The organism is Leucobacter sp. wl10 (assembly GCF_003569785.1).
Taxonomy (GTDB): Bacteria; Actinomycetota; Actinomycetes; order Actinomycetales; family Microbacteriaceae; genus Leucobacter.
The window spans coordinates 1-19,897 of sequence record NZ_KZ984019.1 but is presented as its reverse complement, the minus strand read 5'-3'; the positions used below and the strand labels follow the sequence as shown (position 1 = coordinate 19,897).

The window sequence follows — 19,897 nt, the reverse complement described above, 5'->3', positions numbered from 1 at the left end:
TCAGGCCGCTCCTACACTCTCGATTCCGATGAGCCAGTTTTCCTTGCGGGTATGTGGCCAGTGCCGGTGGTGGCGTTGGCCGTCACGGCACCGCGTGCGTCCGCGTCCACGCAGGATGTGCCTGTGATCAGGTTGACGTGACAGTACGGCGGGGAGCCCTGACGCACTCAAGACTGCGGAGAACGGTGAAGGGCAGGGTGACGTTCCCGTGTTGCTTGGGCTTGCAGCGGCCGTGGAGGACATCCAAGATGCTCCAGACGAAGCCGCTGAGGCCGCTCATCTTGCGTTGTCCTCCCGGGAAACGCACAGAGGCGACCACGAGCTCGGCAACCTCGTCCGCAGCCCTCGGAGCCGGCCCGCTGCCCTTGAGCTCGCCCATCAACTCCCGCGACCATTCCTGGACCGCGACCTCGTGCTCAAGTGCGTCGCGGTCCGCGAAATGCCGTTAGTGGGCGCGGCAGCGGTCACGCTCGCCCGCCGGGCGAGTGCACGCAACGAGAACGATTCACCGGCCTCGAGCATCTCTAATGCGGCTGCGACCAGCGCACCACGAACGTCACCGTGGTGATAGCCCGATTTCGCCGACGTCGTGTCCGACGACAGCCCCCTCACTCTCACGTGCGCAAGGAAACCGCGTCCGGGCCCGCCGGGAGCCGCAAAGGGCAGGACTGTCCGGAGAGTTCATCGAGCATGGTGCGGAGATGAGCCCGACTGGAGGCCCGCGGCACGAGGTTTCGTGACGTAGTCGCTGGAGTCGGTTCACTACGGACTCGCGCTTGCCACGATCCGACCGGGAACTGACGTGAGGCCGGGATCGATGAGAGCAGCGCTCCGCCCCGGATGAGCGGCACCATCGAATGCATGCTGTGCTGCAGACGCGCGTGGACACTTGATCTCGGATGAAGCACTCGGATCGCCGCGCACCTCGATGATCTCCGCGCAGTGAGGAAGGATTGAACCGGCCTGACTCGCGAGTACGAGCCCGAGCGGTTTCTGCGCTTCTGCTACTTGAGCACTCTCGACAGGAATCCCTTCGTGCGTTCCTGTCGAGGATTGACGAGCACCTCTTGCGGGCTGCCTGCTTCGACGACGACACCGCCATCCATGAAAACGACCTGATCGGAGACCTCCCGCGCGAACCCGAGCTCGTGCGTCACCACGAGCATCGTCATTCCCTCGCGCGCTAGATCGCGCATGACCTCCAGCACCTCGCCCACGAGCTCCGGGTCCAGCGCCGACGTGGGCTCATCGAAGAGAATCAGCTTCGGCTTCATCGCGAGTGCTCGCGCGATGGCGATGCGCTGCTGCTGGCCGCCTGAGAGTTCCTGTGGGTATGCGTCCGCCTTATCTCGTAGGCCGACCCGCTCGAGCAACGCTATGGCCTCCTCCACGACCTCGGCCTTCGGACGCTTCAGGACCAGCGTCGGACCCTCGATGATGTTCTCGAGGACGGTGCGGTGCGGGAAAAGATTGAAACGCTGGAACACCATGCCGGTCGCGCGTCGCGACTTCGCGATCGCGACAGGGCTGGCCTCGACCAGGCGGTTCCTCTTCCTCTCCGTTCCCACCATCTCACCATCCACCAGGATGATTCCTGCGTCGATGGTCTCCAACCGGTTCACGCAGCGGAGCAGCGTCGTCTTGCCAGAACCCGAGGGACCGATGAGGCAGGTCACTGAACCGGTCTGAACGGTGAGCGAGATGTCCGTTAGCACGATATTGTGGTGAAACGACTTCTTCACCCCGCGTATCTCGATCATCGGCTGGCTCATGAGGTCTGCTCCTTCGTAGTGCGGGCGTTGCGCTTGGGCCTTACCTGCGGCCTCGGCTGGAAACCGCGCCCGTACCTGCGCTCGAATCGAGTCTGAATCATCGTGAGAACCGAGGTGAGCAGCAGATACCACGCACATGCGACCAGGAGAAGCGGGATCGTCCGGTAGTTCATTGCGTAGATGGTCTGCGCGGAATAGAGCAGTTCGGAGATAGCCAACACGCTGACAAGGGAGGTGCCCTTGAGCATTGAGATCACCTGATTCCCTGTCGGAGGGATGACGATCCGCATCGCCTGCGGAAGGACGACCCGGCGCATCAGCATCCCGTTCGTCATACCGATGGCGCGTCCAGCGTCGCGTTGCCCGTCGTCCACCGAGGAAATTCCGCTTCTGATGATCTCGGCCATATACGCGGCCTCGTTGAGCGAAAGACCCAAGAGCGCCGCCACAAGAGGAGTGATCAGTAAATTCGCAGATCCGATTTCGATGCTCGGCCCGCCGAACGGCAGCCCCAGTGCGATCATCGGGTACAGTGCCGAGATGTTGTACCAAAAGATCAGCTGCACCAGCAGAGGAGTCCCACGGAAGAACCAGATGTACCCCCTGGCGGTGAGCGCAAGGGTCGGATTCTTCGCCAGTCTCATGATCGCGAGCGCCACACCGAAGGCTGAGCCCACACCCATGGAAACGAGGGTCAGCACCAGTGTCAGCCCTGCACCGGCGAGAATCTGCGGGTTGAACAGGTACTCGATCACGGTGGGCCACCCGAAGCGCGGGTTCGTTGCCACGTCCCAGAGAATACTCGCCAGGATCACGACGACAAGCCCTGCTCCGAGAAGCTGTGGCCACCGCTTACGGCGCTGCACATCGAGAGAATCGAGCGTCGATATCACCTGCGTGGGCGTGGCGTAGGGGCCGGCTTCGACCGGCGACGTGTTTCTATTCGACATGGCCTGCCGCCCTACTGCGGAACGTTGACCTGCACCTTGTCGAGGGCGAGGTCCTCGACGTTGTACGACTTCAGCATGGCCATGTACTGGTCGCTCACGATGATCTTCTCCATGGCTGCGGCGATTGCGTCGGTTAACCCGCTCTCGCGGGGGATACCGATACCGACGGGGTCGACGTTGAGTACCGCGGAGATCTCGATCTGATCGTTCTGCGTAGCCGCGTAGTTCAGGATCGCCGCGTTCTGGTACACGACGTCCGCTCGACCACTGGAGAGCGCACCGAGCGCCTCGGAAGTGTCCTGATACTGCAGGATCTCGGTCTTCGGCTTCCCAGCCGTCTCGCAGGTCGCATCGACCTCCGGGATGCGCACGCGGAGCTGGTAGGAGCCAATGAGCGCGCCGACCCGCTGACCGCAGAGTGTCTCGGGCCCGATCTCCTTCGGATTCCCCACCGGTACCGCGAGTGCGCTGCCCATATTGATGTACTCGACGAAGTCGAGCGTCTCCATGCGCTCCTTCGTCGGAGTCATAGAGGCCACAGCGATGTCGTAGCGATCAGCCTGGAGCCCTGGAATGATCGAATCGAACTTGGCGACCTCGATCTGCAGATCGAGCCCCAGAGCGCCCGCAACGAGGCGGGCGGTGTCGGGATTGATACCGGTCATCTCCTTGGTGCCCTGACGGTAGAACTGGGTCGGGACCTCATTGGTGGGCATAGTCGCGCGGAGCACGCCGGATTTCTTGAACTTGTCCGGCAGAAGAGCCATGGCCTCGGGCACCTCAGGGAATGTGGGATTCTCAGCGGCCCCTTGAGGAGCAGCGTCAGCGTTCGCATCGCCGGATCCCCGACCACCGTTCGGGTCGCTGCAGCCTGCCACCGCCAGCGCAATCACGACGGCAGCGACCCCGATCACGCTTGTGAATTTATTAGAAGCCTTAAGCACCATTGCCTACTTTCCTTGTATCAAACTTCCCGTCAATAGCGGGGTTTGGGCACGAGCCCACCGCTCATAATACAGAATACGGCATGCATTCAACAGGTCGACGAGGATCTCGATGAGGCCTCGCGCTCTCCCCCGAAGGCACTTGAAGCACGCTTGAGCAGGGGAAACCTTGCTGTGCCCGGGTTTACGCAATGGCAGCCGCCCCAAGCGCACCGAAATACTCCCGGGTGTTACCAGACGCTCAAGAGGCTGCCGCAACTATGCCAAAGTCCGATCCCATTCGCCGAAAACAAGCTTCCTCAAGTTAAACGTCGAGCTTAGGAAACGGCATCTGAAAAGGATCGGCGGATCGAGGCATCGATCTCCGAGATGCTCTGCACGCCGCAGAACGCCATCGCGGTCTGGAGTTCGTCGGTAAGCGTGCCAAGGAACTGGGATACGGCGGGTCTCCCGCCGGCTGCGAGCGCATACGCGGCGGCTCGTCCAATGCCGGCCGCAGTCGCTCCACGGCTCAGGATGTTGAGTACATCAGCCCCTCGGTATACGCCGCCGTCGCAGTAGACCTCCGCCCGCCCGCCCACGGCCTCGACAACCTCATCGAGCACCTCGATAGTCCCGGGCTGGCGATCGAACTGGCGCCCGCCGAGTGTAGAAACGTAGACAGCGTCGGCGCCGAGGTCGAGCGCGATGCGGGCATCCTCGGCGCACATGACGCCCTTGATGACGACCTTTCCTTTCCACCGCTCGCGAATCGCTCGAACGTCCTTCCAGGAGACCGATCGATCCTTCTGATTCTTCATGAAGGGTTTCATCTCGGACATCTTCAGTGGACGTCCGCCGGGGGCGTAGTTGCCGTAGGTGACCCGACGACCGCCGAGGAGGTAGCCGGCCACCCAGCGGGGGCGCATGGCGCAGCTGATGAGGTCTGGGAGGGTAAGAATCGGAGGAAGCCTGTTGAGGCCGTGGTAGAGCTCGCGCTCGCGCTCCTCGCCGACCGTGCAGTCGCCGGGGAGCACAAGGACGTTGACCCCGAGGGACTCCGCCTGATCGAGGTGCTGTTCAGTGTAGCTCCGGTCCTTCCAGAACTGCGCCTGCGCCCAAACTTGGCCCGGGGCGGCCTGAACGACTTCCGGGAGTCCGACACCGGACCACGCACTGTGGATGAAGACGCCCCCGGCCTCCGCGATGGCTTTGGCTACGCCGGGATCTGCGTGTGGATGAACCATGCCAAGCATTCCCATGGGACTGACGAAGAACGGCACACGAGTCTCCTTGCCCAGGATCGAACTCGAGAGGTTCATGTTCGAGACGTTAGGGAATGCTCGCTGCCGAAACTGCACGGATCGCATCGCATCGATGCTGCGGTTGTTTCCGATCTCGTCCAGCACCCCTCCCTCCACGAAGTTGAAGATCATCTTGGGCACTCGCTTCCGAGCAGCACGTTTCATTCCAGCGGCGCTGGTAACACGTCGAGACAAGGGTTGGTCCTCCTGCGTTCGATTCCTCGTAGTTGAAGCTCGCGAGAGCCTGTGTCACGTCACGCGCAGACACCGAGAGGCCGGAGCTCGCCGTAATGGCGGGGCGACAGCGTTGTGTTGCGTTGCGTTCAATATGCATAATACTGAAGACGCGATCATAAGGACAGCGGCAGCGCCTGCGTAAGATATTCCGTATACAGTAGTCATTGGTTGCGAGAATCGGATCACGGAGTTCCGTGAAATATCCGGTCCCGTTGGGCGTAGGGAACATGCATGACAATCCAGAGATTCAGGCTTCGCGATCAGGTCCGCGACGAACTGTTGAAGCGCATGCGCGAAGGACAGGTGCAGCCAGGCGCGAACATCAACGAGATCGAGCTTGCGAAAGAGCTCGGGGTGAGCCGGACCCCGGTGCGCGAGGCTCTGATTGGACTCGCCTGCATGGGGCAGCTGACCCTCGAGGACGGAAAGGGATTCCGCTTCACGCCTCTGAGCAGTGCGGAGTTGAGGAATCTCGCCCCGATCATAGCCACACTTGAGACCCTTGCCCTGCGGCTGAGTGACGGAGATGCGTTGAAACGGATCGGTGAGGAGCTCGTTGAACGGGCGCTCCAGCTCAAGGACGGTTCGATACCGCCGCAGCTCCTGAGGGCGAAGGACGACGAGTGGCACAACCTCATGATCAGCGCCTGCCCCAACCAGGAGCTCCACAAGATGATTGAGGGTGCTCGCCAGTCCTACCATCGGTACGAAGCGCCGATGTTCTCAGATCACTCGTCCGTCGCGGTCAAGGTGGGCGATGAACACGTAACGATCGCCAGGAGCCTCATCACCGGCGACGTTGAAGCCGCATCGCGGGCAATCGAGGCGAATTGGCGTCTCAGCGCGGAGCTCCTGACCCAATACCTCGACGGGCCGTACTCGAAGGCCACGGCTCAGGACTGAAGCGGTCCCGTCATGCTCGGCATTGTCGCCGGCCTGGTCATCGGCGAGACCGTCGAGATCTCAGCCGCCGTATGCCTGCGCACTCGCATCCCAGTCAACCTTTGCTCCCGGAGCTCGCGGGGCGGATCCTCACGATCGACCTCGCGGTGGCGTGGAGGGCGTCCCGGCAGCACATCCCCGGCCCATGACCGGAGCGTGACACACCGACCGCAGCCACGGCATCCGTTCACAGCCTGACGGTAGTCACCCGCAAGGTCAGGGGTTTCATGCCGCTGGACGCCTCAATCGTCACCCCGTGGTCATAGCCTGACAGCGTGCCTGCGATGATCACCGATGGTGCCTCACGGGCGACCGGAGCACCGGGATCCGAGCGAGTCTGACGCTGTTCTCGATGGGCGGCGTGCTGCTGGCCACGGTCGTGCTCATCGTCGCGCTCGTGTTCTTCTCGATGAACGATGCCGTGTTGCCGTCGGTCTTCACCGAGATGTTCGGCACGCGGTCGCGCTACCTCGGGTTCGCCCTCCTGTTCAACGTGGGCACGATGCTCTTCGGCGGGGAGGCCGCTGCAAGGCAGCATAAGCGCAGTCGAGGAGCAGGCGCTCTTCGCCATCGAACCGGAGAGGCAGATCGCCGGTCGGAGCGGCACTACGGGCTCCGCGACCGAGTCGCCGACGCTCCGGCACTCCACCGACAGCGGCGTGACAGGGATCCTCTCCGCAGATGACCACCTGCCGATCGCGATGCCGTAGGCGCCGCACCCGCTCCGCAACACGGCGAAAGGGTCGCGGGGAAGAGAACATCGGTGGTGTCCCGAGTCAGACCTCGGCTCCCTCACCCCGAGCGTTCGACCGCCGCGATCACCGCCGCGAGTTCGTCGCGAAGGGCGAGGAGCCGCTCCACGGGCAGGCCGAGCCGCTCGACCACCGCGGGCGGCACGGCGAGAGCCCGCTCTCGCAGGGCTCGGCCGGCGTCGGTCGGCACGAGGTGGAAGGTGCGCTCGTCGCCGTCCACTGGCGTGCGCTCGACGAGCCCCGATTGCTCGAGTCGCTTGATGATCGGCGAGAGCGTCGCGGGGTCGAGGCGCAGCATCTCGGCGATCTCGCCGAAGCGCAGCGGTGCGTCGCCCCAGAGCGCGAGCATGACGAGGTACTGCGGGTGGGTGAGACCGAGGGGCTCGAGGATCGGCCGGTAGACGCCGATCACGCTCCGGCTCGCGACCGCGAGCGCGAAGCACACCTGCCGGTCGAGTTCGAGCGCGTCGTCCGGGAGTTCCTGCATCTCTCGATCGTACCTCGTTCGTGTGCAAACGAATGTGCTACCATTTCGTTCGTGCGCAAACGAAAGCGACGGCTCTGGCATAAGACCCCCTACGACGGCGTGCCCGGGTTCTACGCCGCCGTGCAGAGGTTCTTCTACCAGTTCGAGGGGACTGCGCAGCTCGGCGATCCGAACGAGCCGCCCTACGCGCCTCCGGCCGACCCGAGGTGCCCGGTCTGCGACGCGCCGATGAAGGAGCACCGCATCGACCGCGGCGGCCCCGGCAAACCGACCCACCTGAAGTGCCCTCCGAGAGGGCTTCCGGATCAAGCGGCCTGACTCCGGACGCGCCCGATCGGCGCCGGGGAGGCGGTCGCAGCACGGGCCGCCTCGGGCCGCCTACAGCGTCTGGATCGGAGCGGTGCCCACCTTGCGCTGCACGTCGACGAGATCGGTGCGGGCCGTCTCGGGCGTCAGCAGCAGGCCGATCAAGGACAGCGCTCCCACGAGGATGAGAAAGAACGCCGGCGCGCTCGGGTTGCCCGTGACGGCGATCAGCCAGGTGCCGATGAGCGGGGCGACCCCGCCGAAGAGCATCGCGCCCACGTTGAACGGGAGGGCGAACCCGAGGTAGCGCGACCGCGTACCGAACATCTCGGTGAAGAACGACGGGAACACGGCATCGTTCATCGAGAAGAACACGAGCGCGACGATGAGCACGACCGTGGCCAGCAGCACGCCGCCCATCGAGAACAGCGTCATGATGGGGTAGCTGAGCACGATGAAGGCGATGCTCGAGACCATCAGCGTGCGCTTGCGGCCGAAGCGATCGGAGAAGCGCGCCATGAGCGGGATCAGGGCGAGCTGCGCGACGAGTCCGATGGTGACCACCAGCGTCGAGTTCGCCTCGCTCATCGCGGCCTCCTCGATGAGGAAGGTGGGGATGTAACTGAGCAGCAGATAGTAGCCCCCGGCGTTCAGCGACATGACGAGCAGGATCTTGAGCATCGCGGGCAGGCTCTCGCGGATCTCCGCCCAGCGGCTGCCGCGGGAGGCGCTCCGCTGCTGCCGCGCGAGCTCCTGCTCCTCGCGCTCGATCTCCTGGACGCGCCGGAACTGCGGGGTGTCCTCGAGACGCGAGCGCAGCCAGAGGCCCACGATCCCGAGCGGGCCGGCGATGAAGAACGGGATCCTCCACCCCCACTCCCGCATGAACTCGGGGGAGAAGGAGGCGTAGAGGATCGTGGCCAAGAGCGAGGCGAGCAGGAAGCCCGCGGCTGCGGCCATCGGCACCACGCTGGTGAGCAGACCGCGCAGCCTCGCCGGCGCGTACTCGGCGACGAAGGTGCCCGCGCCCGCGTACTCGCCCGACGCCGAGAAGCTCTGCGTCATGCGCAGCAGGAGCAGCAGGATCGGCGCGGCGACGCCGAGGGTCGCGTAGCCCGGCAGGAAGCCGATCAGGAACGTGGCCCCCGACATGATGATGATCGTGGTGGCGAGAATGCTCTTGCGGCCGATGCGGTCGCCCAGGCCGCCCCAGACGAGAGCGCCGATGGGGCGCACGAGGAAGGAGAGCGCGAACACCGCGAAGGTGCTGAGCAGCGCCACGGTGCGGTCCTCCGGCGGGAAGAACACGATCGCGATCGTGGTCGCCAGGTAGCTGTAACTCGCGTAGTCGAAGTACTCCAGCAGCGTGCCGAGCCCGCTGGCCACGAGTACGCGGCGCAGCACCGACCTGTTCTCTGCTTCGATGGTGATGGTGGTGGACATGCGGGCGCTCCTCGTCGAGTACCGGATCGGGGCGGCGGGGCCGTCACGGGTGGGGGTGGACACAGCACATGATGTCAGCCGCTGTGCCGTCGCAGAATCGCCGTGGCGTCCCATCGGCGAGCAACCGTATATACTCTCAGGCCACCGTGAGCGACTCGTCGCCGAACCCGCGAGCCTTCAGGGCGAGCCACAGTTCGGTCTGGGTGTCGATGCTGTCCAGGTCGTGGCCCGTGAGCTGGGCGACGCGCTGCATGCGGTTGCGGACCGTGTGGCGATGCACGCCCATCCGCTCGGCCGTCGTCTCGATCGAGCGCCGCTCGATGAGCCAGGCGTGCAGGGTGCGCAGCAGCTCCTCTCCTCCGCGCGCCCGCAGGATCGGCTCGAGCGTCGCCGCCGCGAAGGATTCGAGGTACGAGGGCGACGCGACGCGGATCAGGAACTCGTGCGAGGCGCCGTCGAGGTACTCGATCGGCGTGCCGACCCGCCGACTCGTCTCGAGCGCCAGCCCCGCCTGCCGCATGGTGCGCGCGGCGTACCTGGGCTCGACGGGAGTGCCGACCCCCAGCGGCACGTCCAGGCCGTACTCGCCGAGGGTCTGCCGAGGGTCGAAGGGGACGAGGCACTCCACGACGCGCCCGCGGTGCCGGATGAGCGTGGTGGTGAGGATCGCGGCCAGATCGTCGACGAGCACTTCGGCGTGGGTCTCGTTCCGGGCCTCGATGGCCAGCCCTCGGAGCTCCTCGGCATCGATGCCGATCCCCCGGAGGTAGGCCTGTGCCCCTCCGGCGTCGCCGAGGTCGATCACTCGCCCGAGCTGCTCGGCGCGCTGACGGCGGGCCGGCTCGTCGAGCAGCCAGTGCCGCTCGTACTCGAGGGCGAGCAGAGAGCGGAGCGCCGGAGATGCGAGCTCCGTGCTCTGCTCCCCCGACGGCACGCGGGCCAGGTACCCGCGCACGGTGTCGTTGCCGGCGAACGAGGTGATCTCGATCTCCTCGCCGCGCGCGGAGATCGTCGGGGGCGCGATTCGGATCTTCTCTCCGATACGGGGCGAGCGTTCGGCGAGCAGAGCCCCGACCGCCATGAGCGCGTCGGGGCGGAACGCGCTGTTGCGTCCGAGCGGCCGCCCGAGCCGGTCGAACACGGCGACCGCCTCACCCGCCCGCTGCTCCCACCCGGCCAGCAGCCGGTCGACCCCGCCGCCGCGCGTCACGATCGCGGTGAGCTCCATCTGCAGTTCGAGCGCGCGCTGCAGCGCGACGAGCGAGCGGTCGTCGGGCCCGGTGTCACGACTCATGGCCCTATGCTACCCGCGCAGATTGTCCGCGACGCCAAGAGTTGCCTGCCCTGAATGTACTCTGCGGCGATACAAGGCGCCTCACCGGCTCCCTACGCTGATCCCGGGGCTCGCACTCGGCGGCCCACGAACATGATTCGGCAAAGGAGTGATCGCGTGATCGGTCAGAACGAGTACTACGGCGGTCAGGTGCGCAGCCTCGAGTTCAAGAACGAGCAGGGCAACTTCACCGTCGGCGTGATGGAGTCCGGCGAGTGGACCTTCGAGGCGCCGGTCAAGGAGTGGATGCGGCTCGTCCACGGCAGCTGGGACGTGCAGCAGCCCGCCGGTAGTGGCGGGTGGACGACCTACCGCGAGGGCGAGCAGTTCGAGGTGCCCGGCGGCACCGACTTCACCGTCCGGGTCACGGACACCGTCGCCTACCTCTGCCCGTACACGGGCGAGTTCCTGGGCCACCTGGACATGTGAGCGCTCGCGGCGCCCCAGACGATATCGGGCTCAACCGTTCGGCTCCGCGGCCCGGCGGTGCGTCGCCTCGATCGCGTCGGCGACCACGGCCCCGCGGTCGGCGGCCTCGCGCATGACCCGCCGCTGGCGATCGGCTCCCGTGCCGTTCTCGAGCACGTCGGAGACCGCAGCGGTCACCCTCGCGAGGTCGCCGCTCTCGCTCAGCGCGGCCCTCGCGTGCGCGAGGAGCGCCTCGACCACGACCCCAGCATCGGCCTCGGAGCCGCTGCGGGGGTCGATGAGGCCTCCGCGGATCCCGTAGCGGCTGGCCGACCACATCGCGAGCCGCAGAACGGCAGCCGGGATCCCGGCCGGCGCCGCACCGCGACGCCATTCCCTCGCCGCGGTCTCGACCAGCGCTCGCACCAGGCCGACGATCGCCACCGCGTGCTCGGCCTCCATGCAGACGTCGGGCACGCGGATCTCGACCGTGGGCAGGTGGTCGCTCAGGCGGGCGTCGAAGTAGACCATGCCCGCGTCCCGCACGACCCCGGTGACGAGCATCGAGCGCACCCGCTCCCGATAGGCGCGGGCCGAGCCGAACAGCTCGTACGGCCCCGAGGACGGCCACCGGGCCCAGACCTGGTAGCGATAGCTGGCGTAGCCGGAGTCCTCGCCGCGCCAGAACGGGGAGTTGGCGGTCAGAGCGAGGAGCGCGGGCAGCCAGGGCCTGATGCGGTCGAGCACCGCGACGCCCTCCTCATCGCTCTCGACCCCCACGTGCACGTGGAACCCGCACGTCAGCTGCTCGCGCATCGTGATGCCGAACCGCGACGACATCTCGAGGTAGCGCGGCCGCGACGACAGGTGGGTCTCCCCCTCGACCGCGCTCGTCGCCAGTGCCACGGCCCGAGCGCCCACGCGCCGCGCCGCGTCGTCCGTGATACGGCGCCCCTCGAGGATCGACTCGGCCGCCGACTCCAGCGCGGTGCAGGGCGGCGAGATCACCTCGATCTGCTCCTGCTTGACCTCGCTCTCGAGGCGCAGCGCCGTGCCGGGCTCCGCCTCGCGCTGCATCCGATCGCTCACCGCGACGGGCGCGCCGGTACCCGGATCGACGAGCAGCAGCTCCTCCTCGACGCCCATCGTTCGCAGGGCCCCGGTGCGGGGGCTCCCGGCCGCAGGATTCGCGGCCCGAGAGACCTCGTCCGGAATGCGCTTCAACATGGGAGCCCCTTCGGTCCGGCCGGAAGCGACCGCCGCCGCCTGGCACCCTCAACGTATGCGCCGCCCCTGTTCCCTCGCACCCCCTTGACATTGCAGCCGGAACCGGCCAAGCGCGCGAAACGGAGGACGACGATGCCGAACTCGACGCGCACTGAGCGGCCGACGTCTTCGAGACGAGCTCCGACGCGCGGGGCAAGAGGCGCGCGAGCGACGCGGAGCGGCAGGACGGGAATCACATCTCGATCGATCCGCCGGACTGAGCCCGCGAGAGGCGATCCCGCCCGGCAGCCCCGATCAGCGCGCCCGGGCGCGGATCCCGAGCCTCGGCACGAGAGCCCAGAGCGCGAGGATCACAACCGCACCGCCGCCCAGCGCCGCGAGCCCGGCCGTGCGGCCGAGCGTGAAGTCGAAGATGAGGCTCGTGACGCCCGCGGCGAGCAGCGCGAGCACGACGAGGTCGGCGACGAGCAGGCGGTCGCCGATGCGCACGATGCGCGCCTTCTGGCGCTGCCCGAAGTGAGCCCGGTGCAGACTGACCGGGGCCAGGCCGAGCGCGGCCGCGATACCCGCGAGAGCGACGAGAACCAGGTAGAGCGTCAGCTGGTACCGGTCCAGCTCCGTGAACCGCGGCTGAAAGGCCACTGCGAGCAGGAAGGCTCCGAGGATCTGGGCGCCCGTCTGCGCCACGCGCAGCTCCTGGAGTATCTCGTTCCAGTTGCGATCGGCGCGCTCGTTCGGCGTCTCGGAACGTCCGTCATCGAATTCGTCGGCCGCGGCGTCCGTGCCCGGGTCCGGATCGTTCTCACGCATGGCTTCCTTCCCTCGAGAGGCTGCTCAGCTCGCCGACGCGCTCGAGTCATCGCGTTTCGAGCCACGATAGGCGCGGGCGCTCCGCTGCGGGAGCCCCTTGACGCCGGGGCGCTCACAGTGTGAAGTCGACGGCGACGCGCCCCGCGGTGATGCGCTTCATGAGGTCGATGACGGGCAGGTGCTCGGGGTGCGAGGCGTACGCGGCCAGGCCCTCGGCGTCGTCGAAGTCGGCGATGAGGGTGAGGTCGAAGTTGTCGCCGTCGAAGAGCTCGTTGCGGTGCAGCGAGAGCGCGCGCACCGAGGGCACCGAGTCGCGCAGCGGCGCGATCGCGTCGACGGCCTCGGCGGCTCGCGCGTCCCGCTCCTCGCGGGTCTCGCCGACCAGTCTCCAGCTGACGATGTGGCGCAGGGTCATGACGGCTTCCTCCGGGAGAAGAGTCTGGTGGGTGGCGCGGCCCGCTCGGCCGCCTTCTCGATCGCCGCGGCGAGTCGCTCGGGATCGACCCGCCAGACGGCGTGCCTGCGCCCGTCGATCTGCACGACCGGGATGTCCTCCGAGTGGCGTCGCGCGAGCCGGGGATCCTGCAGGATGTCGAGCTCCTCGAGCCCGGTATCGATCCCGCGCCCCGCGAGCTCGGCCCGCACCCGGCCGATCGTGTCGCGAGCTTCGTCGCAGAGGTGGCAGCCGGGCTTGCCGATCAGGGTGAGTTGCACGACCGTCATGACGGACCATTGTACCGCTCACGCGCGGTGCACCGGTCCGCGGGCGGATTCCGGGAAGGCGGAGGCGGGACGCTCCGCAGGCCCGGACGGCCGCGCACGAGAAAAGGCGCCGGGCCCCTGGCCCGACGCCCGCATCGATCGCGGTTCCCCGCGCCGACTACTTCTTGTTGCGACGCTGGTGACGCGTCTTCCGAAGCAGCTTGCGGTGCTTCTTCTTCGACATGCGCTTGCGGCGCTTCTTGATCACTGAACCCACGGTCACCTCACAACGTCTCTCGGGCCGAACGGGATCGTGGCCCACAAAACACTGATTTTACACCGAACCGGCCGCTTGCAGGAAATCGCCGGGCCGAGAGGCCGCCGCGCCGGCCGACAACCCGCGGTCCCGCCGGCCGCTCAGCCCTTCAATCGGAAGCGCGCGACGAGCTCCTTGACCCGGTTCTCGGCGCGAGCCGCGGCCCGGCCCATGCGCTCCGCCGCCGCCGCGGCCTCCTCCGAGAGCACCTCGCCCTCACCGCCGAGGCTGCCCTCCCCGTCTGGGCCGGGCAGGCGCTCACCGTCCTCGGAGAGGTACTCGACGGTCACCTCGGTGTCGAAGCCGGCCGAGAGGAACGGGATCACGAAGTCCTCGACCATCTCGAGCGGTTCGGGATCGAGCGTGTAGTAGCGGTGCTGGCCCTCCTCGCGCACGCTCACAAGCTCGGCCTCGCGCAGCACCTTGAGGTGCTTGGACACGGTCGGCTGGCTGATCTCCAGCTGCCCGACGATCTCGGACACGCTCATCTCGGCGTCCCGCTGGTACCGCTCGAGCAGTACCCGCAGAATATCGCGCCGTGTCGCGTCGGCGATGACTCCGAAAATATCTGGCATGCCCTCAAGGGTAGCCGTCGCGACCCGTCTTGTCTCACCGCTGACGTGATCGCCGCGGCGTGTGTAGCATGAAGGATCGGGTCCGGGCTTCCCGCCCCGCTCGTTTCGTCGCAGGAAAGAAGGAGTCGTGAGGGCACGCGCTGTGAGCCGTCGGGCCTCCGCCCCGTTCACGCAGAGGTCCTGGATCAACGCCATGATCCAGTCCTCCCCGCCGCGCTTCGCGCTCATGGTGTTCACGGCGCTGATCCTGCTCTGGACCGCGCTGCTCTCCCTGCCGTTCTCCAGCAGCTCGGGACGGATGACCCCCCTCGCCGACGCCCTGTTCACCGCGGTCTCCGCCATCTGCGTGACGGGGCTCTCGACCGTCGACATGGCCACCCACTGGTCGCTGTTCGGCGAGATCGTGATCCTCGCGGGCCTGCAGATCGGCGGGATCGGCGTGCTCACGCTCGCCAGCATCCTGGGGCTCACCGTCACGCGGCGCCTCGGCCTGCGGCAGCGCCTGCTCGCCGCGAGCGACACCAACCCCATGCGGATGAGCCGCGACGCCTCCGCGAGCCAGGCCGTGGGGCTCGGCGAGATCGGCGGACTGCTCGCCGCCGTGGCCACGAGCCTCGTCGTGATCGAACTGGCGCTCACGGCGCTCATCACCCCCCGCCTGATGGTGGCCGGCTACGACTTCTGGCAGTCGCTGTGGAACGGCTTCTACCTGGCGGCCTCGGCCTTCACCAACACCGGCTTCGTGCCGCTGCCCGGAGGGCTCGCCCCGTTCGAAACCGACCTCTACCTGCTGAGCGTGCTCGCCGTCGGCGTCTTCCTGGGCGCGATCGGCTTCCCCGTGATCTTCGCGCTCTACCGCTACGTGACCGGCGGCGGCTGGCGCGCGCACAAGCGCCTGGGGCTGCACGCCAAGCTGACGCTCACCACCACGCTCATCTTCATCGTCGTCGGCTGGCTGGCCATCGGCACCCTCGAGATGAGCAATCCCAAGACCCTCGGCGGCCACGACTTCTGGGAGACGCTGCTCAGCTCGGGCTACATGTCGGTGATGACGCGCTCCGGCGGTCTAGGGATCATCGACCCGATCGACATGAACGGGTCGACCCTGCTCGTCATGGACATGCTGATGTTCGTGGGCGGCGGGTCGGCCTCGACCGCGGGCGGGATCAAGGTCACCACTATCGCGGTGCTGTTCCTCGCGGCGTACGCGGAGGCCCGCGGCTACAAGGAGATGCAGGCGTTCGACCGCAGCATTCCGAACGAGGTGCTGCGCGTCGCGGTGTCGATCCTCATCTGGGGCGCGACGATCGTGCTGGCGGCGACCGTCGCGCTGCTGCAGGTGACGGGCGAATCCCTCGACGTCGTGCTCTTCGAGGTCATCTCGGCATTCGGCACCTGCGGACTCACGACGGGTCTGTCGAGCGAGGTCTCCGATGCCGGAAAGTACATTCTCGCCGCTACCATGTGGGCGGGCCGCGTGGGCACGGTCACGCTGGCCGCGGCCGTGGCGGCGACCAGCCGCTCCCGCCTGTTCAAGTATCCCGAGGAAAGGCCGATCGTTGGTTGATATTCGCAGTGACGCCCCGGTTCTCGTCATCGGACTCGGCCGCTTCGGGGCCGCGACGGCCGGGCAGTTGGATCGCCAGGACCGCGAGGTGCTGGTGGTGGACACCGATGCCCAGCTCGTGCAGAAGTGGGCGGATCGCGTGACGCACGCGGTGCAGGCCGACGCGCGCTCCATGGAGGCGCTGAGGCAGATCGGCGCCGACGAGTTCCAGATCGCGGTGGTCGCGACGGGAGCCTCGATCGAGGCCAGCGTGCTCATCGCCGCCAACCTCGTCGACCTCGGCATCCCGCAGATCTGGGCGAAGGCGATCTCCACGTCGCACGGCAAGATCCTGGAGCGCATCGGGGTGAACCACGTCATCTACCCCGAACGCGAGGCGGGCGAGCGCGTGGCCCACCTGCTGAGCGGCAGCATGCTCGACTTCATCCAGTTCGACAACAACTACGTGATCGCGAAGATGTACCCGCCGCGCTCCATCCGCGGCCGCTCGCTCACCGAGAGCGGGGTGCGCAGCCGCTACCGCGTGACCGTCGTCGGCGTGAAGACGCCGGGCCAGCCGTTCACCCACGCCACGGAGCAGACCGTCATCTCACCGCACGACCTCATCATCGTCTCCGGAACGGCTGCCGACGTGGAGCGCTTCGCCGCGATCGGGTAGCCGGGGATCCGGATCAGCGCGCGACGGCCGCGAGGATAGCGGCGAATTGAGACTCCCATGCTCCGGGCGCGGGCAACGCACATCATCGGACGGAGTCAATACACGGGTCAAACGGATTTAACTGCATATCCAATACAGCAAATCCGAATATGCGAGGGGCGCGCTCCGGTTCACTCCCCGCGCTCGAGCTCCTCGGAGCGGCGCACGTTCGCGGCGAGCGCGCGGTCGAACAGGTCGCTCCAGTCGGCCTCCTGCAGCACCGCGACGGCCTGCTCCGTCGTGCCCTTCGGGCTCGTCACGTTGCGGCGCAGCTGCTCCGGATCCTCGTCGCTGCCAAGCATCAGCTCGGCCGCGCCGGCGATCGTCTGCTGCACGAGCAGCCGCGCCTGATCCTCGTCGAAGCCCAACCGCCGAGCGGCGGCCGTCATGTGCTCCGCGTAGAGGAAGATGTACGCCGGACCCGAGCCCGAGACCGCGGCGATGTCGTTGATCTGGTCTTCACGCACCACCAGAACCGAGCCGACGGTCTCGAACAGGCGGCGCACGATCTCGATGGCCTCCTCGCTCGCAGAGACGCCGCCCGCGATGCCGGTCACGCCCCGACCGATCTGCGACGGCGTGTTCGGCATCGCCCGCACCACCGAGACGCCCTCGGGCAGCTCCGCCTCGATTGCGCTGCTCGGCACCCCCGCCGCGACGCTCACCAAGATAGCGCCCGGCTCGAGCACGTGGGAGACCTCGCGCACCACGTCCGCGATCATCCAGGGCTTCACCGCGAGGATCACGAGGCCGGCGCCGCGCACCGCGCGGCGGTTCGCTTCGGGATCGCTCTCGCCCGCATAGGCGACCACGTCATCGGCGGCGTCGAAGGCCGCTGCGCTCGCGACGGACCGCGTGGTCACGGCAACCGGCAGCTCGATGCTCACCCCGGGGGCGCGCAGGCCGGAGAGGATCGCGCCGCCCATCGAGCCGACGCCGATCATCGCGGTGCGGGGCAGTGTCTCACTCGTCATCTCGCTCATGGCTCCAGTGTAAGGAAACTCGCGCACCTCTGACCACGGCCCGACCTCTTATGATCCGATCCGGAGGCCTCCCCCGTAGAATATCGGCAAGCGAGGAAGGGATCGAGATGACCGCGAGTAGCGAGCACCGGGCACACATCGAAAAAGCGCTGCTGGACGGCGCGATGATCTCCCGCGTCATCAGCCTCGACCTCGGCGATGTCGACGGTGAGCTCCTCGTCGCGGCGAAGGTCGACCTCGACGCCGACCTCACCATGCGCGAGGTCTCCTTCGTGCTGCACCAGGCGAAGCGCCGCGTGCAGAACGCGGTTCCGGAGGCCGAGACGATCTACCTCGAGCCGGACGTCTACGTCGACCCGAACGCGGCGACCCCGTCCACCAGCTCGATCGTGACGCTGTCGTACGATTGAGACCGGGACGCCGGACGCCGCGCGGCAGGCCCGGAACCCGCTACCGCCGCGCTTCGAAGAACTCCCGCAGCAGCGCCGCGCACTCCTCGGCGCGCACTCCAGCTACCACCTCGGGAACGGGGTGCGGCAGTCGGCCGTCGCGCAGCAGATCGTAGACGCTGCCGACCGCGCCGGCCTTCTCGTCCCACGCCCCGAACACGAGCCGCGGCACCCGGGCGGCGAGGATCGCGCCGGCGCACATGGCGCAGGGCTCGAGGGTCACCACGAGCGCGCAGCCGTCAAGGACGCGGCCGCCCAGTCGGCCCGCCGCCTCGCGGATCGCGATCACCTCGGCGTGCGCGGTCGGATCCGGAACCCCCTCCCGGGCGTTGCGGCCGGTGCCGATCACCTCGCCCGCCGCGTCGAGCACGATCGCTCCCACCGGGATCTCACCCTCCGCCGCGGCGCGGCGCGCCTCCGCGAGCGCGCGCTCCATGGCGGCGAGCTCGGTCGGCGATGGAGGGATGGGGGGCACGGCAATAGGATAGGCCCATGCGAGTCTTCGTTGCGGACCACCCCCTCGTCACCCACAAGCTCACGGTGCTTCGCGACTCCAGGACGCCGCAGCCCACGTTCCGGCTGCTCATCGAGGAGCTCATGACGCTGCTCGCCTACGAGGCCACCCGCGAGGTGCGCGTGGAACCGTACGACATCGTCACCCCGGTCGCGCCGACCACGGGCGTGCGCCTCAGCGAGCCGCTGCCGCTCATCGTGCCGATCCTGCGGGCGGGGCTCGGCATGCTCGAGGGCATGGTCAAGCTCGTGCCGACCGCCGAGGTCGGCTTCCTGGGCATGGTGCGCGACGAGCAGACCCTGCAGCCCACCACGTACGCCGAGCGCCTGCCCGAGTCGCTCGCGGGTCGCCAGTGCTTCGTGCTCGACCCCATGCTGGCCACGGGCGGATCGCTCGCGGCGGCGATCGAGTTCCTCTTCGACCGGGGCGCCGACGACGTCACGGCCATCTGCGTGCTCGGCACGCCCGAGGGCGTGGAGGCGATCCGCGGGGCCGCGGGCGACCGCAACGTCACCCTCGTGCTCGGCGCGCTGGACGAGGGACTCAACAAGCAGGCCTACATCGTGCCCGGCCTCGGCGACGCCGGTGACCGCCTCTACGGCACGATCGACCGGTAGGCAGGCGCGGCGCTCCGCGCATTCCCGCTGCCCGGTCGGGGGTCGGGCACCCTACGCGAGCGGATGCGGCGCCATCGGGGTCGTATCTCGCTCCTCGCCTTCTTCGGGCTTCGGATCGCGCGCGTCGGCGTACGCGAAGGCGAGCGAGGCAACGGCCAGCGCGAAGGCGACGATGCCGAGCGGGTTGCAGAGCGCGATCGACATCTCGGCCGAGAACGCGGAGCCCGAGGCGAGACCGAGGAGCGAGACGAGACCGTCGGCGGTGAGATCCGGCACGGTCAGCCCGAAGCCGATCGCGCTCACCCACGTCAGGATCAGGGTGACGACCGTGGCGCGGCCGGTACGGCGACCCCTTTCGCGCGTCGTGCCCAGCCGCCGCGCCAACCAGATCTGCAGCCACGCGAACACCAGCCCGATCGTCGGCAGATACCACCAGGTGAGCGAGCCGCCGATCCCGAACGGCCAGCGCCCCGCAGCCATCCACAGCGCCAGCACCACCCCGACGATCGCCACGATCCGCGACACTCGAGCTCCTCTCCTCAACCCTTCTAGTGGTGTGTCCCGGTGTTGGTTGCCTGGTTGA

At 67.5% G+C, this 19,897-nt stretch carries 25 protein-coding genes; 8 read left to right on the top strand and 17 right to left on the bottom strand.

The features are described 5' to 3' along the window. Positions 1-127: 127 nt before the first annotated feature. The 5 genes from D1J51_RS18705 to D1J51_RS17385 all read right to left on the bottom strand — a co-directional run bounded on the left by D1J51_RS18705 (position 128) and on the right by D1J51_RS17385 (position 5,114). Positions 128-280: a type I restriction-modification system subunit M N-terminal domain-containing protein gene (locus D1J51_RS18705; protein ID WP_371414101.1), complete on the bottom strand. Its 153-nt coding sequence runs from the start codon at positions 278-280 to the stop codon at positions 128-130. Between the two features lie 724 nt (positions 281-1,004). Next, entirely contained in the window at positions 1,005-1,772 is a 768-nt protein-coding gene (locus D1J51_RS17400; RefSeq protein ID WP_305773789.1) for an amino acid ABC transporter ATP-binding protein, read from the bottom strand. After that, positions 1,769-2,722: an amino acid ABC transporter permease gene (locus tag D1J51_RS17395; protein WP_119077252.1), complete on the bottom strand. Its 954-nt coding sequence runs from the start codon at positions 2,720-2,722 to the stop codon at positions 1,769-1,771. The genes D1J51_RS17400 and D1J51_RS17395 overlap by 4 nt, the downstream gene beginning before the upstream one ends. Positions 2,723-2,733: 11 nt before the next feature. Beyond that, on the bottom strand, positions 2,734-3,669 hold the full coding sequence (locus D1J51_RS17390) for a transporter substrate-binding domain-containing protein (RefSeq protein WP_119077250.1): 936 nt from the start codon (positions 3,667-3,669) through the stop codon (positions 2,734-2,736). Positions 3,670-3,983: 314 nt separating this feature from the next. After that, the gene (locus D1J51_RS17385) at positions 3,984-5,114 is read right to left on the bottom strand and encodes an alpha-hydroxy acid oxidase (protein ID WP_119077248.1); all 1,131 of its coding nucleotides are present in this window, start codon (positions 5,112-5,114) and stop codon (positions 3,984-3,986) included. Positions 5,115-5,417: 303 nt separating this feature from the next. Between D1J51_RS17385 and D1J51_RS17380 the strand changes: the two genes are divergently transcribed. Then, a complete protein-coding gene (locus D1J51_RS17380) occupies positions 5,418-6,089 on the top strand; it encodes a GntR family transcriptional regulator (RefSeq protein ID WP_119077247.1) in 672 nt (223 codons plus the stop codon). A 391-nt stretch (positions 6,090-6,480) separates the two neighbouring features. Further along, on the top strand, positions 6,481-6,813 hold the full coding sequence (locus tag D1J51_RS18525) for a hypothetical protein (RefSeq protein WP_240423429.1): 333 nt from the start codon (positions 6,481-6,483) through the stop codon (positions 6,811-6,813). Between the two features lie 107 nt (positions 6,814-6,920). Here the strand turns inward: D1J51_RS18525 and D1J51_RS17365 are convergent, their stop codons facing one another. Continuing rightward, positions 6,921-7,367, bottom strand: a complete 447-nt coding sequence (locus tag D1J51_RS17365; protein ID WP_119077245.1) for a MarR family winged helix-turn-helix transcriptional regulator — start codon at positions 7,365-7,367, stop codon at positions 6,921-6,923. A 51-nt stretch (positions 7,368-7,418) separates the two neighbouring features. On the opposite strand from D1J51_RS17365, the gene D1J51_RS17360 reads away from it, so the two are divergent. Beyond that, the gene (locus tag D1J51_RS17360; RefSeq protein WP_119077243.1) at positions 7,419-7,685 is read left to right on the top strand and encodes a hypothetical protein; all 267 of its coding nucleotides are present in this window, start codon (positions 7,419-7,421) and stop codon (positions 7,683-7,685) included. A 60-nt stretch (positions 7,686-7,745) separates the two neighbouring features. Here the strand turns inward: D1J51_RS17360 and D1J51_RS17355 are convergent, their stop codons facing one another. Next, complete coding sequence (locus D1J51_RS17355; protein WP_119077242.1) at positions 7,746-9,116, bottom strand: MFS transporter; 1,371 nt, start codon at positions 9,114-9,116, stop codon at positions 7,746-7,748. A gap of 136 nt (positions 9,117-9,252) precedes the next feature. Further along, positions 9,253-10,410 (bottom strand): PucR family transcriptional regulator, encoded by a 1,158-nt coding sequence (locus D1J51_RS17350; protein WP_119077240.1) that lies wholly within the window; start codon positions 10,408-10,410, stop codon positions 9,253-9,255. Positions 10,411-10,566: 156 nt separating this feature from the next. On the opposite strand from D1J51_RS17350, the gene D1J51_RS17345 reads away from it, so the two are divergent. Next, on the top strand, positions 10,567-10,878 hold the full coding sequence (locus D1J51_RS17345) for a pyrimidine/purine nucleoside phosphorylase (RefSeq protein ID WP_119077238.1): 312 nt from the start codon (positions 10,567-10,569) through the stop codon (positions 10,876-10,878). Between the two features lie 30 nt (positions 10,879-10,908). Here the strand turns inward: D1J51_RS17345 and D1J51_RS17340 are convergent, their stop codons facing one another. From D1J51_RS17340 to D1J51_RS17315, 6 genes are all read right to left on the bottom strand, one after another. Further along, positions 10,909-12,084: a carboxylate-amine ligase gene (locus D1J51_RS17340; protein WP_119077236.1), complete on the bottom strand. Its 1,176-nt coding sequence runs from the start codon at positions 12,082-12,084 to the stop codon at positions 10,909-10,911. A gap of 294 nt (positions 12,085-12,378) precedes the next feature. Continuing rightward, positions 12,379-12,894, bottom strand: a complete 516-nt coding sequence (locus tag D1J51_RS17335) for a DUF6328 family protein (RefSeq protein ID WP_119077234.1) — start codon at positions 12,892-12,894, stop codon at positions 12,379-12,381. 112 nt (positions 12,895-13,006) lie between these two features. After that, on the bottom strand, positions 13,007-13,309 hold the full coding sequence (locus tag D1J51_RS17330) for a Dabb family protein (RefSeq protein ID WP_119077232.1): 303 nt from the start codon (positions 13,307-13,309) through the stop codon (positions 13,007-13,009). Beyond that, positions 13,306-13,617: a glutaredoxin family protein gene (locus D1J51_RS17325; RefSeq protein WP_119077230.1), complete on the bottom strand. Its 312-nt coding sequence runs from the start codon at positions 13,615-13,617 to the stop codon at positions 13,306-13,308. The genes D1J51_RS17330 and D1J51_RS17325 overlap by 4 nt, the downstream gene beginning before the upstream one ends. Before the next feature lie 157 nt (positions 13,618-13,774). After that, positions 13,775-13,873 (bottom strand): 30S ribosomal protein bS22, encoded by a 99-nt coding sequence (locus D1J51_RS17320; RefSeq protein WP_005504750.1) that lies wholly within the window; start codon positions 13,871-13,873, stop codon positions 13,775-13,777. A 140-nt stretch (positions 13,874-14,013) separates the two neighbouring features. Continuing rightward, positions 14,014-14,487, bottom strand: a complete 474-nt coding sequence (locus D1J51_RS17315; protein WP_119077229.1) for an ArsR/SmtB family transcription factor — start codon at positions 14,485-14,487, stop codon at positions 14,014-14,016. Positions 14,488-14,680: 193 nt separating this feature from the next. On the opposite strand from D1J51_RS17315, the gene D1J51_RS17310 reads away from it, so the two are divergent. Both D1J51_RS17310 and D1J51_RS17305 read left to right on the top strand, forming a co-directional pair. Next, positions 14,681-16,054 (top strand): TrkH family potassium uptake protein, encoded by a 1,374-nt coding sequence (locus D1J51_RS17310; RefSeq protein ID WP_119077227.1) that lies wholly within the window; start codon positions 14,681-14,683, stop codon positions 16,052-16,054. Next, the gene (locus tag D1J51_RS17305; RefSeq protein WP_119077225.1) at positions 16,047-16,712 is read left to right on the top strand and encodes a potassium channel family protein; all 666 of its coding nucleotides are present in this window, start codon (positions 16,047-16,049) and stop codon (positions 16,710-16,712) included. The genes D1J51_RS17310 and D1J51_RS17305 overlap by 8 nt, the downstream gene beginning before the upstream one ends. A 170-nt stretch (positions 16,713-16,882) precedes the next feature. On the opposite strand, the gene proC is transcribed toward D1J51_RS17305, so the two are convergent. Continuing rightward, entirely contained in the window at positions 16,883-17,734 is an 852-nt protein-coding gene (gene proC / locus D1J51_RS17300) for a pyrroline-5-carboxylate reductase (protein ID WP_119077224.1), read from the bottom strand. A gap of 107 nt (positions 17,735-17,841) precedes the next feature. Here proC and D1J51_RS17295 point away from each other — a divergent pair, with 107 nt between their 5' ends. After that, positions 17,842-18,144, top strand: coding sequence for a hypothetical protein (locus D1J51_RS17295; RefSeq protein ID WP_119077222.1), 303 nt, complete (start codon positions 17,842-17,844; stop codon positions 18,142-18,144). 40 nt (positions 18,145-18,184) lie between these two features. On the opposite strand, the gene D1J51_RS17290 is transcribed toward D1J51_RS17295, so the two are convergent. Continuing rightward, complete coding sequence (locus D1J51_RS17290; protein WP_119077220.1) at positions 18,185-18,619, bottom strand: nucleoside deaminase; 435 nt, start codon at positions 18,617-18,619, stop codon at positions 18,185-18,187. Positions 18,620-18,675: 56 nt separating this feature from the next. Here D1J51_RS17290 and upp point away from each other — a divergent pair, with 56 nt between their 5' ends. Further along, positions 18,676-19,314 carry a uracil phosphoribosyltransferase gene (gene upp, locus D1J51_RS17285; protein WP_119077219.1) on the top strand — a complete coding sequence of 213 codons (639 nt, stop codon included), beginning with the start codon at positions 18,676-18,678 and terminating at the stop codon, positions 19,312-19,314. Between the two features lie 51 nt (positions 19,315-19,365). Here upp and D1J51_RS17280 read toward each other — a convergent pair whose 3' ends face one another. Further along, entirely contained in the window at positions 19,366-19,839 is a 474-nt protein-coding gene (locus D1J51_RS17280) for a hypothetical protein (protein ID WP_119077217.1), read from the bottom strand. Between the last annotated feature and the right edge of the window lie 58 nt (positions 19,840-19,897).